General features: G+C 59.5%; 12 protein-coding genes and 1 pseudogene. 5 read left to right on the forward strand and 8 right to left on the reverse strand.

What is annotated here, in order from left to right; genetic code table 11:
- The first annotated feature begins 83 nt into the window (after positions 1-83).
- A complete protein-coding gene (locus AQ621_RS16315) occupies positions 84-866 on the forward strand; it encodes a MetQ/NlpA family ABC transporter substrate-binding protein (protein ID WP_058342283.1) in 783 nt (260 codons plus the stop codon).
- A gap of 180 nt (positions 867-1,046) precedes the next feature.
- Positions 1,047-2,270 carry a YncE family protein gene (locus AQ621_RS16320; protein ID WP_201785340.1) on the forward strand — a complete coding sequence of 408 codons (1,224 nt, stop codon included), beginning with the start codon at positions 1,047-1,049 and terminating at the stop codon, positions 2,268-2,270.
- A gap of 64 nt (positions 2,271-2,334) precedes the next feature.
- Here the strand turns inward: AQ621_RS16320 and AQ621_RS16325 are convergent, their stop codons facing one another.
- Together AQ621_RS16325 and AQ621_RS16330 are read right to left on the reverse strand one after the other, a co-directional pair.
- The gene (locus AQ621_RS16325) at positions 2,335-2,988 is read right to left on the reverse strand and encodes a peroxiredoxin (RefSeq protein ID WP_058342284.1); all 654 of its coding nucleotides are present in this window, start codon (positions 2,986-2,988) and stop codon (positions 2,335-2,337) included.
- A 149-nt stretch (positions 2,989-3,137) separates the two neighbouring features.
- Positions 3,138-4,499, reverse strand: coding sequence for an alanine/glycine:cation symporter family protein (locus tag AQ621_RS16330; protein WP_058342285.1), 1,362 nt, complete (start codon positions 4,497-4,499; stop codon positions 3,138-3,140).
- 198 nt (positions 4,500-4,697) lie between these two features.
- On the opposite strand from AQ621_RS16330, the gene AQ621_RS16335 reads away from it, so the two are divergent.
- Both AQ621_RS16335 and fghA read left to right on the forward strand, forming a co-directional pair.
- Positions 4,698-5,129, forward strand: a complete 432-nt coding sequence (locus tag AQ621_RS16335; RefSeq protein ID WP_022990545.1) for a CBS domain-containing protein — start codon at positions 4,698-4,700, stop codon at positions 5,127-5,129.
- Positions 5,130-5,158: 29 nt separating this feature from the next.
- Positions 5,159-6,007, forward strand: a complete 849-nt coding sequence (gene fghA / locus AQ621_RS16340) for an S-formylglutathione hydrolase (protein WP_058342286.1) — start codon at positions 5,159-5,161, stop codon at positions 6,005-6,007.
- 4 nt (positions 6,008-6,011) lie between these two features.
- On the opposite strand, the gene AQ621_RS16345 is transcribed toward fghA, so the two are convergent.
- The 5 genes from AQ621_RS16345 to AQ621_RS16365 are packed head-to-tail and all read right to left on the reverse strand — an operon-like array spanning position 6,012 to position 12,316.
- Positions 6,012-8,876, reverse strand: coding sequence for an EAL domain-containing protein (locus AQ621_RS16345; protein ID WP_058342287.1), 2,865 nt, complete (start codon positions 8,874-8,876; stop codon positions 6,012-6,014).
- Complete coding sequence (locus AQ621_RS16350) at positions 8,873-9,289, reverse strand: response regulator (protein ID WP_058342288.1); 417 nt, start codon at positions 9,287-9,289, stop codon at positions 8,873-8,875. The genes AQ621_RS16345 and AQ621_RS16350 overlap by 4 nt, the downstream gene beginning before the upstream one ends.
- A gap of 1 nt (position 9,290) precedes the next feature.
- Positions 9,291-10,898: a sensor histidine kinase gene (locus tag AQ621_RS16355; RefSeq protein WP_058342289.1), complete on the reverse strand. Its 1,608-nt coding sequence runs from the start codon at positions 10,896-10,898 to the stop codon at positions 9,291-9,293.
- The gene (locus AQ621_RS16360) at positions 10,899-11,438 is read right to left on the reverse strand and encodes a response regulator (protein WP_058342290.1); all 540 of its coding nucleotides are present in this window, start codon (positions 11,436-11,438) and stop codon (positions 10,899-10,901) included. It lies immediately after the preceding gene.
- Positions 11,435-12,316 carry an ATP-binding protein gene (locus AQ621_RS16365; protein ID WP_058342291.1) on the reverse strand — a complete coding sequence of 294 codons (882 nt, stop codon included), beginning with the start codon at positions 12,314-12,316 and terminating at the stop codon, positions 11,435-11,437. The genes AQ621_RS16360 and AQ621_RS16365 overlap by 4 nt, the downstream gene beginning before the upstream one ends.
- Positions 12,317-13,095: 779 nt before the next feature.
- Here AQ621_RS16365 and AQ621_RS17865 point away from each other — a divergent pair.
- A pseudogene (locus AQ621_RS17865) lies at positions 13,096-13,467 on the forward strand (GGDEF domain-containing protein); the annotation flags it as partial.
- 71 nt (positions 13,468-13,538) lie between these two features.
- Here AQ621_RS17865 and AQ621_RS16370 read toward each other — a convergent pair.
- Entirely contained in the window at positions 13,539-14,933 is a 1,395-nt protein-coding gene (locus AQ621_RS16370; protein ID WP_058342476.1) for an MATE family efflux transporter, read from the reverse strand.
- Positions 14,934-14,996: the final 63 nt, after the last annotated feature.

Consider the following 14,996-nt stretch of genomic DNA (forward strand, 5'->3'; position numbering starts at 1 on the left):
TCACGGGCGTTTTTCGGAAGGAGCCTCCCAGCAGCGTGCCGTAAACCAAAGTTAAACACGATGCTCCACAGGAGAACGCAAAAATGAACTTCAAGAAAACCCTGGTAGCCATCGCTGCCGCAGCAACCTTCTCCTCAGCCGCCTTCGCTGAAAAGCTGTCGGTAGCTGCTACCCCCGTTCCCCATGCGGAACTGCTGGAATTTGTGAAGCCGGCACTGGCTGAACAAGGCGTTGAGCTGGACGTGAAAGTCTTCACCGACTACGTACAGCCGAACATCCAGGTCGACCAGAAGCGTATGGACGCCAACTTCTTCCAGCACCAGCCGTACCTGGACGAGTTCAACAGCGGCCGTGGCACAGACCTGGTGACTGTCACCGGTGTCCACGTTGAGCCGTTTGGCGCCTACTCCAGCAAGATCAAGTCCCTGGACGAGCTGAAAGACGGCGCGGTTGTGGCTATCCCCAACGATCCCACCAACGGCGGCCGTGCCCTGCTGCTGCTGCAGAAAGCCGGTCTGATCACCCTGGAAGACGAGAGCAAGATCACCGCCACCCCGCGTGACATTGCCGACAACCCCAAAGACCTGGACTTCAAGGAACTGGAAGCTGCCACGCTGCCGCGTATCCTGAACCAGGTCGACGTTGCCCTGATCAACACCAACTACGCGCTGGAAGCGGGCCTGAACCCGTCTGAAGATGCCCTGGTGATTGAAGGTGCCGAGTCTCCTTATGTGAATATCCTGGTTGCCCGTCCGGACAACAAGGACAGCGAAGCCATGCAGAAGCTGGCCAACGCCCTGAAGTCCGATGCGGTAAAAGACTTCATCATGGAGAAGTATGAAGGTGCGGTAGTCCCGGCGTTCTGATACCAACCGGGTAACCGACTGAAATCAAAAGGACAGGCTGAGACCTGTCCTTTTTTTATACCTGCAGTTGGCCGAAATGACGGGCCGGGTGTCAGTTGCGTCATGTGTCTGATTGCCTGAAAAAGGTACAAGTGTTCGCCGAAATAAGTAGTAACAACAATAAAATCCGGAGAACTCACCATGGAACGAATGAAACCCCTTCGCCAGCGCAGAGGTGCCGCTGCCTTTTTGCTGTCCTGCGTGCTGGCCGTCACCGCGACGACCGCCCAGGCCAAAGACACCCGCGATGTGATCTTTGTTGGTAACAACTGGGAAGGCATGATCGATGTGATCGACGCCGACACCTACCAGAATATCGGGCGTATCAACGGTATTCCCGACAAGCGCCGGCGCATGACCGAAATCCTGTTCAACCCGGTGCGGCTGGTATTTTTCAAGGCGGTTCGCTACCTGATCGGTGAAGGCCACGACCAGTACGTGGACGACATGTACAGCACCCAGGACGGCCGGCTGCTGATTGTTTCCCGCCCCAGCTTTGCCGATGTGGTGGCCATTGAAACGGCTACCGGCAAGATTGCCTGGCGCTTCCAGGTGGAAGGCTACCGTTCTGACCACATGGCCATTTCACCGGATGGCACCCAGGTGGCGGTGTCGGCCTCGACCGGTAACGTGGTGCATGTGCTGGATGTGAATACTGGCAAGGAAATCGGCCAGTTCCCGACCGGCAATTCGCCCCACGAAAATGTCTATTCCAGGGATGGCAGCAAGATTTACCACGCCAGCATCGGCCACGTTTTCACCCCGCTGGACAAGAACCTGATGGACTTCACCAAGGGCGAGCGACGGTTCCAGGTGGTGGATGCAGAATCCCTGGAAATCATCGAGCAGTTCGACTTTGCCGAAAAACTCGACGCGGCCGGCTACAGTGACCTGAGCCCCGCCATCCGGCCCATGGCCCATACACCGGATGAACGCTTCTTCTACTTCCAGCTGTCGTTCCTGCACGGCTTTGTGGAGTACGACATGGAGCAGGGCGTGGTCACCCGCCGGGCGGCGCTGCCAAACCTGGTACCGGATATGCCACGGGAGCTCTACATCAACGATTCTGCGCACCACGGCATTGCCATGAACGGCAAAGGCGAAACCCTGTGTGTCGCCGGCACCATGAGCGATTACGTGGCGATTGTGGACCGGGAAACCTTCGACTACACGGTGCTGACCGGGCTGGGTGAGAAGCCCTATTGGGTAACCACCAATGCCAAGGGTGACCGCTGCTATATTTCCTGGAGTGGTACCGACCAGATGTCGGTGATTGATATCGACAGTGCCAGCGAGATTGCCCGGGTCGATGTAGGGGATCATCCCCAGCGTATCCGTGAAGGCCGGGTGCCGGCCAGCTGGTAAGCCGGAAACAGAAAAGGGCAGGTTCAACCTGCCCTTTTCGTGACTGCTTTACAGAACCGGAGGCTCAGTCGCCGCTCCAGTTGGAGGACGGGTCTGGTGTCATCCGCAGGTAGGACTTAACGGCCTTGTAGCCTTTCGGGAATCGCTTCTTGATTTCCTCTTCGTCCTGCAGGGACGGCACAATCACCACATCGCCACCTTTTTCCCAGTTGCCCGGGGTGGCCACCTTGTGTTCGTCGGTCAACTGCAGCGAGTCGATCACCCGCAGCACTTCGTTGAAGTTACGACCGGTAGAAGCCGGATAGGTGATGATCAGGCGCACCTTCTTGTTCGGGTCAATTACGAACAGCGAGCGAACGGTCAGGGTGCTGTCAGCGTTGGGGTGGATCATGTCGTACAGCTTGGCCACTTTGCTGTCGTGGTCAGCAATGATCGGGAAGTTAACGCTGCAACCCTGGGTTTCGTTGATGTCCTTGATCCACTCCTTGTGGGAGTCCACCGGGTCGACACTCAGGGCGATTGCCTTGACGTTACGCTTGCCGAACTCGTCCTTCAGCTTGGCGGTCAGGCCAAGTTCGGTGGTGCAAACCGGTGTGAAGTCCGCCGGGTGAGAGAACAGCACGCCCCAGCTGTCCCCGAGCCAGTCGTAGAACCGGATGGTGCCTTCGCTGGATTCCTGTTCGAAATCCGGTGCGGTATCTCCAAGACGCAAGGTCATAGTCAGTCTCCTTTCCTTTGCACGGTTTTTGTACGGCCACTTTGCCAGTGTCTACCAGTAACTCTGGTACCGGATGATCCGGATAACAAGGGGTAGTTGACCCGGATCATCCAACACTTTGGTCACATCCTTATGACAATCCCTGGCGGTTAACGGTAACCGGCAGCCTTTTGCTTCTCGAAATATTCCCGTGTCAGCCTGAACACCACCGGGCTGAGCAGCAACAGGGCGATCAGGTTAGGCAGCGCCATCATGGCGTTCAGGGTATCTGCGACCAGCCAGATAAAGCCCAGGTTCACCGTGGCGCCCACCGGAATCGCAATGATCCACAGCACCCGGTACGGCACAATGGCTTTCACCCCGAACAGGAACTCGATGCTGCGCTCGCCGTAGAACGACCAGCCGATGATGGTGGTGAAGGCGAAGATGGCCAGTGCGATGGCGACCACATAGTTACCGAAGCCCGGCAGGCCGGTTTCAAAGGCCAGTGAGGTAAGCGCTGCACCGGTTTCACCGGAGGTCCAGGCGCCGGAGGTGATAATCACCAGGCCGGTGATGCTGCACACGATGATGGTATCGATGAAGGTGCCCAGCATGGCCACCATGCCCTGCTTGACCGGGTTTTTGGTCTGGGCCGCAGCATGGGCAATGGGAGCGGAACCCAGGCCGGCTTCGTTGGAGAAAATGCCCCGGGCCACACCGAAGCGGATGGCCGCCCACACCGCGGCACCGGCAAAGCCACCCTCGGCTGCGGCAGGGCTGAAGGCATAGCTGAAGACCATGCTGATGGCGTCCGGAATCGCGTTGGCGTTGATGGCCAGGACAATCAGGCCGATCAGCACGTAGGACACCGCCATGAACGGCACCAGCGCACTGGCAACCTGGCCGATGCGTTTGATACCGCCAATCAGCACCATGCCCACCAGTACCATCAGGATAACGCCGGTTACCCAGTGCGGCAGGTTGAAGTTGGTTGCCAGTACATCAGCCACCGAGTTGGCCTGTACGGTATTGCCGATGCCGAAGGCTGCGATCGAGGCAAAGACGGCAAACAAGACACCCAGCCAGGCCCACTTGCTGCCCAGGCCGTTACGGATGTAGTACATGGGGCCACCCACGTGATTGCCGCGCTCGTCGACCTCCCGGAAGCGAACCGCCAGTACGGCTTCGGAATACTTGGTGGCCATGCCCACCAGGGCGGTCAGCCACATCCAGAACAGCGCACCAGGGCCGCCGAGGAAGACCGCCGTGGCCACGCCGGCAATGTTGCCGGTGCCCACGGTGGCAGACAGCGCCGTCATCAGGGCCTGGAACGGCGGAATGTCACCGTCGTCGTCATCGCCCCGGGCCCGGCCGCTCCACATCAGCCGGAAGCCGGCGCCGAGTTTCATGATCGGCATCAGTTTCAGGCCGATACTCAGGAACAGGCCGACGCCCAGTATCATGACCAGCATGGGCGGGCCCCAAACCAGCCCGTTGATATCATTAACAAAATTTGAAATGGCTTCCATGGAGACTCCCGGTTTTTGCCACGGATCTATTATGTTTTTGGGCCTTGTTCAGGCATAACTCATTGAGTTTAGTCGACTATTTTTTCATGTAAACCGTTTTTACCGCCGTGGTTTCCTATTTGCGGGCGAATTGCCTATGTTTAGGGTAACCGGAATCGCTTTCCGGCCAGTTGAATCTGACACCGAGGGGAGCAGTTGATGCGCTCACTGAAGATTTCCGAAGTCATGTGGAACCATATTGAACCCATCCGCTGTGGCACACCGCTGCCACGGGTGGTGAAGGCGCTGCTTGAGAACCACGTTTCCGGGCTACCGGTAGTGGACGACCAGCGCCATGTGCTGGGCTTTGTCTCGGAGCAGGACTGCATTCATGCACTGCTGGTGAGTAACTACCATGGCGAAGGCGAGCCCATGGTGGACGACGTGATGTTCCATAACCCGCTGACGGTATCCCCGGATATGTCGGTGGTAGACCTGGCCCAGAACCTGGGTGCCGGTAAACCGAAAGTGTATCCGGTGGTTGATCATGGGAAACTGGTGGGTATTGTTACCCGTACAGCCATCCTGTCCCAGCTGGCAAAGGCAGGCTATACGATGGAGAAATCCCGCTTTGCCAGTGCCGAGGACTGAGGCACCCATTCAACAGAATCAGGACTGCTATGGAACTGTTATCGACCAACGTCTGTTTTGACGGCGAACACCGGCGCTATCGCCATACCTCGGCCACGCTGCAGTGCGCAATGGAATTTGCGGTTTTCCTGCCCCCGGCGGCACTGGGCACCAATGGCAAGCCGGTACCGGTGCTGTACTGGCTCTCGGGGCTGACCTGCACCGACCAGAACTTCATGCAGAAAGCCGGCGCCCAGAAGTTGGCGGCGAAGCTGGGCCTGGCGATTGTCTGCCCGGACACCAGCCCACGGGGCCTGAACCTGCCGGGTGAAGACGACAGCTACGACTTCGGCTCCGGAGCCGGCTTCTATGTGAACGCGACCGAGCAGCCCTGGGCTCCCCATTACCGCATGTACGATTACGTGGTGAAGGAATTGCCGCAGCTGGTGGAAAGCGAACTGCCATTGAGTGGTGAGCGGGCTGTCAGCGGGCATTCCATGGGCGGCCACGGTGCGCTGATTTGTGCCCTGAAGAATCCGGGTTTCTACAAATCCGTGTCGGCGTTCGCGCCCATCGCCAATCCGATGGCCTGCCCCTGGGGTCAGAAAGCCTTTACCGGTTACCTGGGGTCAGACCAGGGACGCTGGGAAGAGTGGGATGCCACCCGGTTGATTCCGGGGGCCGAGGAGCGCTTGCCCCTGTTGATTGACCAGGGCACCGCCGATGAATTCCTGGAGCAGCAGCTGAACCCGGAAGCGCTGGCGGATGCCTGCGAGAAGCACCATCACCACATCAATCTGCGCATGCACCGGGGCTACGACCACAGCTATTTCTTCATTGCCTCGTTCATTGATGACCACCTGAACCACCACGCCCGGGCATTTGGCCTGGTGGCCTGACGCATCAGGTCTGCGGTTGCATATTGGCGTGGTATTTGAACGCCTGCCGGATATGCTCCCGCAGCTGTTTTTCGTCCCAGGGCTTGGTCAGGAACTTGTAGATTGCGCCCTGGTTGATGGCCTCGGTGACGGATTTCAGGTCGGTGTAGCCGGACAGCACAATACGCACGGTGTGCGGGTGAATGGCCTTCACCTGGCTGAGAAACTCGGTGCCGGACATTTCCGGCATGCGCTGGTCTGAAATGATCACCTGCACTTCGTTTTCCGCCAGCAGGGTGAAAGCTTCGCTGATGCTGGTGGATGACAGAATCCGGTAGCCATCCCGGCGCAGGGTCCGGGTCAGGGCCTTGATGATGTTCACCTCATCGTCCAGCAGCAGGACGGTTTTCTGCTCTTTCTCTGCATTATCACTGCCGCCGGCCCCGCGATGTCCGTGCAGGTTCATATATTCGGTCAGCTGCTCGAACGGCATGGGCCGCGAGAAGGCATAGCCCTGCAGCAGGTCACACTGGTTGCGGCGCAGGAAGTTGGCCTGGGCCTCGGTTTCCACCCCTTCGGCCACCACTTCCAGCGACAGGTGGTGGGCCATGGAAATGACTCCCCGGGTGATGGCGGCATCACTCCGGTTCTTGATGACTTCCTTGATGAACGAGTTGTCGATCTTGATCCGGTTGGCCGGCATCTGCTTGATGTAGGTCAGGCTCGAGAAACCGGTGCCGAAATCATCAATCGAGATCTGTACACCCAGCTCCCGGAGCTTGTGGAGTGTGTCGACCACCTGGCTGGTGTCATTGATGACCGCAGACTCCACCATCTCCAGGTCCAGCGCCTGGGCTGGCAGGCCGGATTCGCCCAGAGCCCGTTTGACCGTCGCCAGAAAGTCGGTTTTCCGGATCTGTACCGGCGAGATGTTCACACCCACCGAACAGTCCCGGAAGCCGGCGGCATGGAGTTTGACCATATCCCGGCAAGCCTGGTCCAGCACCCACTCACCCAGGGCAATAATCTGCCCGGTTTCCTCCGCCAGCGGTACGAAGTCTGCCGGCGATACCAGGCCAAGCTCCGGGTGTTCCCAGCGCACCAGAGCTTCCACCGAGCGGGCCTGGCCGGTGCGGGAGTCGATCATCGGTTGGTAGTAGAGCGTCAGGGCCTGGTTGTCGATGGCGTCCTGCAGCTGGTTGCGCAGCTTGACCCGGTAGCTGGCCTGGGAGTTCATGGCTTCTTCAAACCACTGCCAGGTGTTCCGACCCAGTTGCTTGGCCTGGTACATGGCCAGGTCCGCCTGCTGGATCAGTTCCGCTGAACTGCTGATGTTGCCGTCGGTTTCGGTCATGCCGATGCTGGCGGTCAGGTGCAGGGTAACGTCGCCAATCCGGTAAGGGTTGGCCAGGGTGCTCATTACCTGTTCCACCACCAGCTGGGCATCGCTGCCGTGGGTCAGCCCCGACAGCGCCACCACAAATTCGTCGCCACTGACCCGCGCCACGGTGTCGCCGGAGCGCACCAGCTCTTTCAGGCGGCGGGCAACTTCGATCAGGATCTGGTCGCCGGTGCGGTGGCCGAGGGAATCATTGATCAGCTTGAAGCCGTCCAGGTCAATGAACAGTACACCCACATGGCGGTTGTAGCGCCGGGCAAACTGGCAGGCCTGGGTCAGCCGGTCTTCCAGCAGGGTGCGGTTGGGCAGCTGGGTGAGCACATCGTGGCTGGAGTTGTAGGCCAGCTGGTGTTCGATGGATTTGCGCTCGGAAATGTCGTTCTGTACGCCCACGTAATGGGTGATTTCATTGCGCTCATTGCGGATCGGCGACAGGTACAGGTCGTTCCAGAACGGAGTGCCGTCTTTGCGGTAGTTGCGCAGCATAACCGACACTTCTTCGCCATCGGCCAGGCCTCGGTGGATGGTCTCCAGCGCCTGCATGTTGCTGTCATCGGGCGGATCGCCCTGCAGGAACCGGCAGTTGCGGCCCAGTACTTCGGCGGCGGTGTAGCCGGTGATGCGCTCGAAAGTGGGGTTTACGTAAACCAGTGGCATGTCGTCGGCACGGGCATCGGCCACCACCATGCCGTTGGAGCTGGTTTCGATACAGCGTTGCAGCAGTTTCAGCTGCCGGGTGTTTTGGATCTGGGCGGTTTTGTCGGTCAGGGTGAACAGGGCCAGTTCGTGGTGGCCAATGGTGATGTTCTGGCTGGCTACTTCCACAATCAGCTTCCGGCCATCCTTGGTACGGTGGCGTTCCAGCCCGGCCCCCGCTTGCAGCACTATGCCGTCGCCATCCGGCTCGCCGGTGAGGGATTTATCGGCCAGGTCGGCAATGTTCAGGCCTGCGACTTCCTCCAGCACCACGCCATAGAGCGTGCGTGCAGCTTCGTTCATGGCATTCATGCGGCCGCTGCCCGGCGCTGCCAGGCACATGGGCGTGGGGTTATTCTCGAACAGCAGCCGGTACTGGGCTTCGCTGCTGGCCAGGTCTTCGGTGGCGACAGCACGGTCGATGGCATAGCGAATGCTGCGCAACAGGGCGTGGCCATCGATACGGCCCTTGACCAGGTAATCGGCTGCCCCCAGTTCCACGGCCCGGGCATCCAGCTCTTCATCGCCCTGGCCGGTCAGCAGGATAAACGGGGTGGTGATGCCTTCGTTCCTCGCCTGCTGGATCAGGTCAAGGCCGGAATCCGGCCCCAGGCGAAGGTCAACCAGGGCCACATCAAAGCTTTCCCGGTGCAGGGCGGCCAGGCCATCGTCCAGGCAGTTGTGCCAGGTCAGCCGGGTTTTGCCCGGGCTGGCTTCAGCCAGCAGGTCTTCGGTGATCAGGTAGTCGTCTTCGTCGTCCTCGATCAGCAATACGCGCAACATCGGGTCGGTCATGGCGATTCCCACCAGGTTTCCAGGGCTTTTACGATGTCGATCAGTTCGGTGTAACTGGACGGCTTCACCAGATAGTCGTTGGCCCCCTGGGCCAGGCAGAAGGCCCGGTCTTCATCATTTCTGGATGTGGTCAGGATGACCGTTGGCAGCTGTTGCAGGCTGGGTTCCGAGCGGATTTCCACCAGCGATTGCCGGCCGTCTTTCAGGGGCATGTTCAGGTCGAGCAGCAACAGGTCCGGCAGCGGCCCGGCGCTTTCTTCACCAAGCAACAGCGCCATCAGCTCCACGCCGTCGGAGACAAACCGCAACTGGCAGTGCTCGCAGGTTTCCTCGAAGGCATCCTGCAGCATCAGCTGGTCGTCCGGATCGTCTTCGGCGATCAGGATTACCGGGGGGCGGTTGTCACTGGTCATATCAGGCCGCTCCCTGACCGCTGCGCAAGCGGATACGGAAGGTGGTGCCGGTGCCGGGCTGGCTGTTCAGGCTGACCGATGCTCCGTGGCGATCGAGGATTTTCTTCACAATCGCCATGCCGATTCCGGTACCCGGGTAGCCTTCTTTCTGGTGCAACCGCTGGAACGGGTGGAACAGTTTTTCCGCATAGCGTTCGTCGAAGCCGATGCCGTTGTCGCTGACCACCAGGGTCCAGGCATCGTTCGTGATGTCCTCGGCCCGCACCTGAACCACCGGTGGACGGTCGGGAGCGTGGAACTTGATGGCGTTACTGAGCAGGTTTTGCAACACCTGCCGCAACTGCATGGCATCGCCCCAGGTTTCCGGCAGTGTTTCGGCGTCTACCTTGCCCTGGGCCCGGCCGATGCTGGTTTCCATATCCACCAGCACTTCGCTGAGGATTTCGTTGGTGTTGCAGGCCACCATGGGCTTGGCCCGGGTGGTTACCCGCGAATAGGACAGCAGGTCTTCAATCAGTGCCTGCATGCGCCCGGCAGCCGACTGCATGCGCCGCAGATAGTCTTTTTCCCGCTCGCCCAGGTCTTCGGAACGGGCAATCAGGCGGTCCGAGAATGCCTGTATCTTGCGCAGGGGTTCCTGCAGGTCGTGGGAGGCCACGAAGGCGAAGTCCTGCAGCTCCCGGTTGCTGCGCTCCAGTTCCTTCATGGTTTCTTCCAGCTGTTCCATGGCCTTGCGCAGGGCCGTGGTGTCACGGGCCACCACGTAGATCAGGTCGTCGGCGCTGAGAATGGCGTTGATGTCGACCCAGTGGATGCCGCCCTGCCGGTTGAGGATACGAACTTCCAGGTCTTTGATTTCCACGCCTTCGCCCAGGGCCCATACGGCTTCCTGGACCGCTTCCCGGTCGTCTTCGTGGATCAGGTCAAGGTAGGATGTACCCAGCAGTTCATCCCGGGTGTAACCCAGGGTGTCGACGAAGTGGGCGTTCAGCTCGAAGAAATAACTGTTCAGGTCGATGATGCAGAACATGTCGGGTGACAGCGAGAAGAACTGTTCCCGTTCCTGGGTGAGGATTTCGGCCACCAGTTCGTTGCTGATGTCCCGGCCTACGCAGAACAGGATCTGGTCTTCCGGAGACCACTCGGCAATCCAGGCAATCGTGATGACCTGGCCGTTGCGGTGGTTCAGCCGGGCCCGGAACTCGATGGCTTTGTCGTGTTCGCCGGAGATCAACCTGGCCATTTCATCTTCGGTACTGGCCCGGTCTTCCGGCACCAGTAGCTGGCGGTAGGGCTGGCCCTGAAGCTCTTCGGGGCTGTAGCCAAGAATGGTGAGACAGGCCGGGCTGATCTGCAAAAAGGTCCCATCGGCACTGATGGAGCAGAGAATATCCCGGGAGAACTCCAGGAAGCGCTCGTTGATGTAGCGCAGCGCCCGTTCCTGCTCCAGGTGGTAGTTGAGGGTGTTATTGAGCTCTTCCAGCGACGCCGAACGCTGCCGGGCCTGGTTCCAGAACCGGTAGCTGGCAATGGCCAGGGCCACTACCAGTATCGACGCGCTGACAATGAGCAGAATCAGCCAGGGGCTGAAGCCGGGTGAAACCGTCATTCAGTCGGAAGACCCCGCATCGTCGTCCAGCAGTACCGAACCATCGGCATCCCGGCGCACCCGGGTAATGCCGGGGTTGTCGGCCTCCAGGCGCAGCAGCTCTTCTTCCCGGGCCTTGATCATGGCCCGCTGGGCGTCGTTTTCCTTGCGCAGGCGCTGGTTTTCTTTTTGCAGACTATAGAGTTCTACCGCGGAACTGATCGCAGCGACCACTTCATGGTCGTCCCAGGGCTTGGTCAGGTATCGGAAGACTTCCGCCTGGTTGATGGCCTTGACCATGGATTCGCTGTCGCCATGGCCACTGAGTACCAGGCGGATGGCGCCCGGTTGCTTCTGCTTGGCAAATTTCAGGTAGGTGACACCATCGGCCATGGGCATCTTGTAGTCTGACAGGATGACCGCGTACTCGTGTTGCAGAAGGGCTTCGAGGGCTTCTTCAACATCGCTGAAGGCGTCGACCTGCCAGTCCTGCCGGCGCAACAGGCGGCGCAAGCTGTTGAGGACGTTCGGCTCGTCGTCGACCAGCTGGATTCTGATCATGCAGGGTTCTCCGTATCCTGGTTCTGCTGTGTGTGCTGGAGCGGTTCCGGTTGTGTTACCGGTAGTGTAATCCGGAATCGGGTGCCCTGCCCGGGCTCGCTGTGTACCTCGATCTCGCCATTGTGCTTCTTGATGATGTTGAAGGACAGCGACAGCCCCAGCCCGGTGCCCTTGCCGATGCCCTTGGTGGTGAAGAACGGCTCGAAAATGCGGTTCAGGTGCTCGCTGGCAATACCCTTTCCGGTGTCTTCCACTTCCAGGGTAACGCTATCACCCTGGTGCCGGGTACGGATGGTGATCTTGCCAAAATCCTCGATGGCGTGGGCCGCGTTAACCAGCAGGTTCATGATCACCTGGTTGATCTGGGAGGCAATACACTCCACGTGGGGCAGCTCTCCGAAATCCCGGACAACCTCGGCTTTGTATTTGAGCTCGTTGTTCACCACGTTCAGGGTGGTTTCAATACCCCGGTGCAGGTCGGCCTGCTTGAACTCTTCTTCCTCGATGTGGGAGAAGTCCTTCATCGCCGAGATGATGGTTTTTACCCGTTCGATACCCTCGCGGGATTCGCTCAGCAGGTCTTTCAGGTCTTCCCGCAGGTAGTTGTAATCGATGTTGTGGCGGATCTGGCGCAGATCCTCCAGCGATGCCGCGGTGTCTATGGCATCGGTCAGCCGGAACAGGTCGTTCAGGTAGTTTTCCAGGGTTTGCAGGTTGGAATAGACGTAGCCCACCGGGTTGTTGATCTCGTGGGCAACCCCCGCGGCCAGCTGGCCGATGGCCGCCAGCTTTTCCGATTGCAGCAGTTGTTTGTTGGCCTGCTCCAGTCGGGCATTGAGTGCGTCCTGGCCGGTGTCGGTGGGTTCCTTGTCGGTCATTTGGGTGCCTGCCTGCGGGTTGGTTGGATAAACAATATCTGGATTGCATCCAGTATAGATTCACTGCCCCGGTTTTTGCGTAACGTTTGGTTTCCGGAGTTCACGCCAAGTTATTAATTCTTCGTGAGATACGTGGTTGTTCAGGTAGAAATTTGTTAAGAATCGTTGTCGCGCGGCGACCGCTCAATTAGCTTGCGCTATTCTTGATTCCCAAATAAGACTTTTGTCGGATCCGGTTCCGCATGCTGCATCGTTTGAAGAACGATTTTCGCCTGTCCATCATTACCCTGCTCGGCGCCAGTGCCGTGCTGGGGATTACGCCGTTTGCCGTGCTTCGGTTCCTGCAGGGCAACACCATGGCCGGCCTGCTCGATACGGTGATCCTTGCGGGTATTTCCTTCGGAGTGATATATAGCTGGCTGACCGGCAACACCCGGGTGGGCGGCATGGTGCTGGCCCTTGTGGCCTGCGGCGGTGCGGTATCGGTTGGCTATGTGGTGGGCGAGCCGGGCCTGTTCTGGTTGTATCCCTGCCTGGTGACCACCTTCTTCCTGGTGGCACCGAAGATTGCCATTGTGCTGAACATTGCCTCGGTGCTGGTACTGATGTCGTTCGGGGAGGCCTTCAGCTCCCAGGTGCAGATGTGGTCCTTTGCCTCCACGGCAGTGGTCGTCAGTGCCTGTGCCTATGTGTTCGCTTACCGGAACAAGAACCAGCGGGTGCGCCTGGAACACCTGGCCACCATTGATCCCCTCACTGGGGTGAAGAACCGGCGTTCGATGGACGAAGCGCTGGACCTGGCGGCCGCCAACGCCGAGCAGACCGGGCAGTCCTATGCGCTGGTGCTGCTGGACCTGGATCATTTCAAAACCATCAACGACGACTATGGCCACGGTGTCGGCGACAGTGTGCTGACCGAGCTGGTCGCGCTGATCGAACACAATACCCGCAAGTCAGACCAGTTGTTCCGCTATGGCGGCGAGGAGTTCGTCCTGCTGCTGCCGGGTGTGGATGGCGTGGGGCTGCAGTCGGTGATGACCAACCTGCAGCAGTTGTTGCGCCGGCGGCTGAAGCACCCGGGCGGGGCGGTCACGGCTTCTTTCGGTGTGGCATTGCTGGGCCATGGCGAAAGTGTGGCCAGCTGGCTGCGGCGTGCCGATAACGCCTTGTATGAAGCCAAGGAATCCGGCCGTGACCGGATTGTCTATGCAGACGCGCTGGCTCAGGCCGGTTCCGGTGCCGGCCGGTACCGGAACAGCCGCCAGCCCAGCAGTAAGCTGGCGGAAGTCAGCCCCGCCGTTAATCCCACCCAGAATCCGGCCGCTCCCAGCGCCGGCAGCAATGCGTCTGTAAAGGTCAGAAAGTAACCCAGCGGCAAGCCGATTCCCCAGAACGAGAACAGCATGATAAACATGGGGATGCGGGTGTCCTTGTAACCCCTGAGTGCGCTGATGCAGGTGACCTGGATGACGTCCGCAATCTGGAACATGGCGGCAAAGGTCAGCAACCGGACAGTGACCGCCTGTACCTCGGCATCACTGGAATACAGCGCTGCAATCGGCCCGGAAAACACATACAGGGCGCTGGCGAAGATCAGGGCGATGGCCGAGGCCAGGATCAGCGAGCTTCGGGAAATCAGCCGGGCAGTGTCCGGGGCCCGGGCGCCGATCAGAAAACTGACTCGCAGGGTCAGCGCCATTCCGATACTCAGCGGCAGCATGAACAACAGTGACACCACGTTCAGGGCAATCTGGTGCCCTGCCACCACAACCGGCCCCAGCGGAGCCAGGAACAACGCAATAACCGAAAACATGCTGGCTTCTACGAAAATGGTAAAGCCGATCGGCACACCAATGCGCAGAATGTAACGGATGCCCTGCCAGTTCGGTTTCACCCAGTCTGCCAGTATATGGAAGGCCCGGAAGGTCTTGCTGTAATTCAGGTATACCAGCAGGGCGATGGCCGCCGTTCCGTTCGACAAGGAGGTGGCCCAGCCACAACCCACGCCCCCCATGGCCGGCAGGCCGAGCTTTCCGTAGATGAAAATGTAGTTCAGGGGCAGGTTGATCAGGGTACTGAGCACCGAAAATGCCATGATCACCCGGGTGTGCCCGAGCCCGTCCGTCAGGCCTCGCAGGGCGTTCATCAGCAGCATGGCGGGAATGCCCCAGGCGAAGGCATCCAGGTAGCCCTGGGTTATGCCGGCAGTGGTGGGCTCCATCTTCAGCATCGACAGCACCGGCTGTACGTTGGTCAGCAACAGCACCATCACTACGGTGCCGGCCAGGGCAATGTACAGTCCCTGCCAGGTAGCCGGCATGATCTTGCCGGTGGTGCGGGCACCGTTGTAGCCGGAAATGATCGGTTGCAGCGCGCCGAGCAGGCCCATGAAAAACAGGAACAGCGGCATCCACAGGCTGCTGCCGATGCCGACACCGGCCAGGTCTTCGGCACTGGCGTGGCCGGCCATCACGGTATCGATGACACCATTGGCCATCTGGGCCAGCTGGGCAATCAGGATGGGGCCGCCCAGAATGGCCAGGGTTTTCCATTCGGTAAGGGTGCGGCTGACCAGCGGTTGCCGGGTTTCTGGTAACGGTTGGTGGTTTTCGTCCATGGTGTTCCGGGTTTCTGTGCAGGGCGTATAGGGGGCCTTGGGCCGGCTGAAGATCATACCCTA

The organism is Marinobacter sp. P4B1 (assembly GCF_001447135.1).
GTDB lineage: Bacteria > Pseudomonadota > Gammaproteobacteria > Pseudomonadales > Oleiphilaceae > Marinobacter > Marinobacter vinifirmus.

Coding starts and splice junctions, on each gene's coding strand:
- AQ621_RS16335 (WP_022990545.1), top strand. CDS start 4,698: ATGCGCTCACTGAAGATTTCCGAAGTCATGTGGAACCATATTGAACCC.
- AQ621_RS16370 (WP_058342476.1), bottom strand. CDS start 14,933: ATGGACGAAAACCACCAACCGTTACCAGAAACCCGGCAACCGCTGGTC.
- AQ621_RS16350 (WP_058342288.1), bottom strand. CDS start 9,289: ATGACCAGTGACAACCGCCCCCCGGTAATCCTGATCGCCGAAGACGAT.
- fghA (WP_058342286.1), top strand. CDS start 5,159: ATGGAACTGTTATCGACCAACGTCTGTTTTGACGGCGAACACCGGCGC.
- AQ621_RS16315 (WP_058342283.1), top strand. CDS start 84: ATGAACTTCAAGAAAACCCTGGTAGCCATCGCTGCCGCAGCAACCTTC.
- AQ621_RS16320 (WP_201785340.1), top strand. CDS start 1,047: ATGGAACGAATGAAACCCCTTCGCCAGCGCAGAGGTGCCGCTGCCTTT.
- AQ621_RS16355 (WP_058342289.1), bottom strand. CDS start 10,898: ATGACGGTTTCACCCGGCTTCAGCCCCTGGCTGATTCTGCTCATTGTC.
- AQ621_RS16365 (WP_058342291.1), bottom strand. CDS start 12,316: ATGACCGACAAGGAACCCACCGACACCGGCCAGGACGCACTCAATGCC.
- AQ621_RS16325 (WP_058342284.1), bottom strand. CDS start 2,988: ATGACCTTGCGTCTTGGAGATACCGCACCGGATTTCGAACAGGAATCC.
- AQ621_RS16330 (WP_058342285.1), bottom strand. CDS start 4,499: ATGGAAGCCATTTCAAATTTTGTTAATGATATCAACGGGCTGGTTTGG.
- AQ621_RS16345 (WP_058342287.1), bottom strand. CDS start 8,876: ATGACCGACCCGATGTTGCGCGTATTGCTGATCGAGGACGACGAAGAC.
- AQ621_RS16360 (WP_058342290.1), bottom strand. CDS start 11,438: ATGATCAGAATCCAGCTGGTCGACGACGAGCCGAACGTCCTCAACAGC.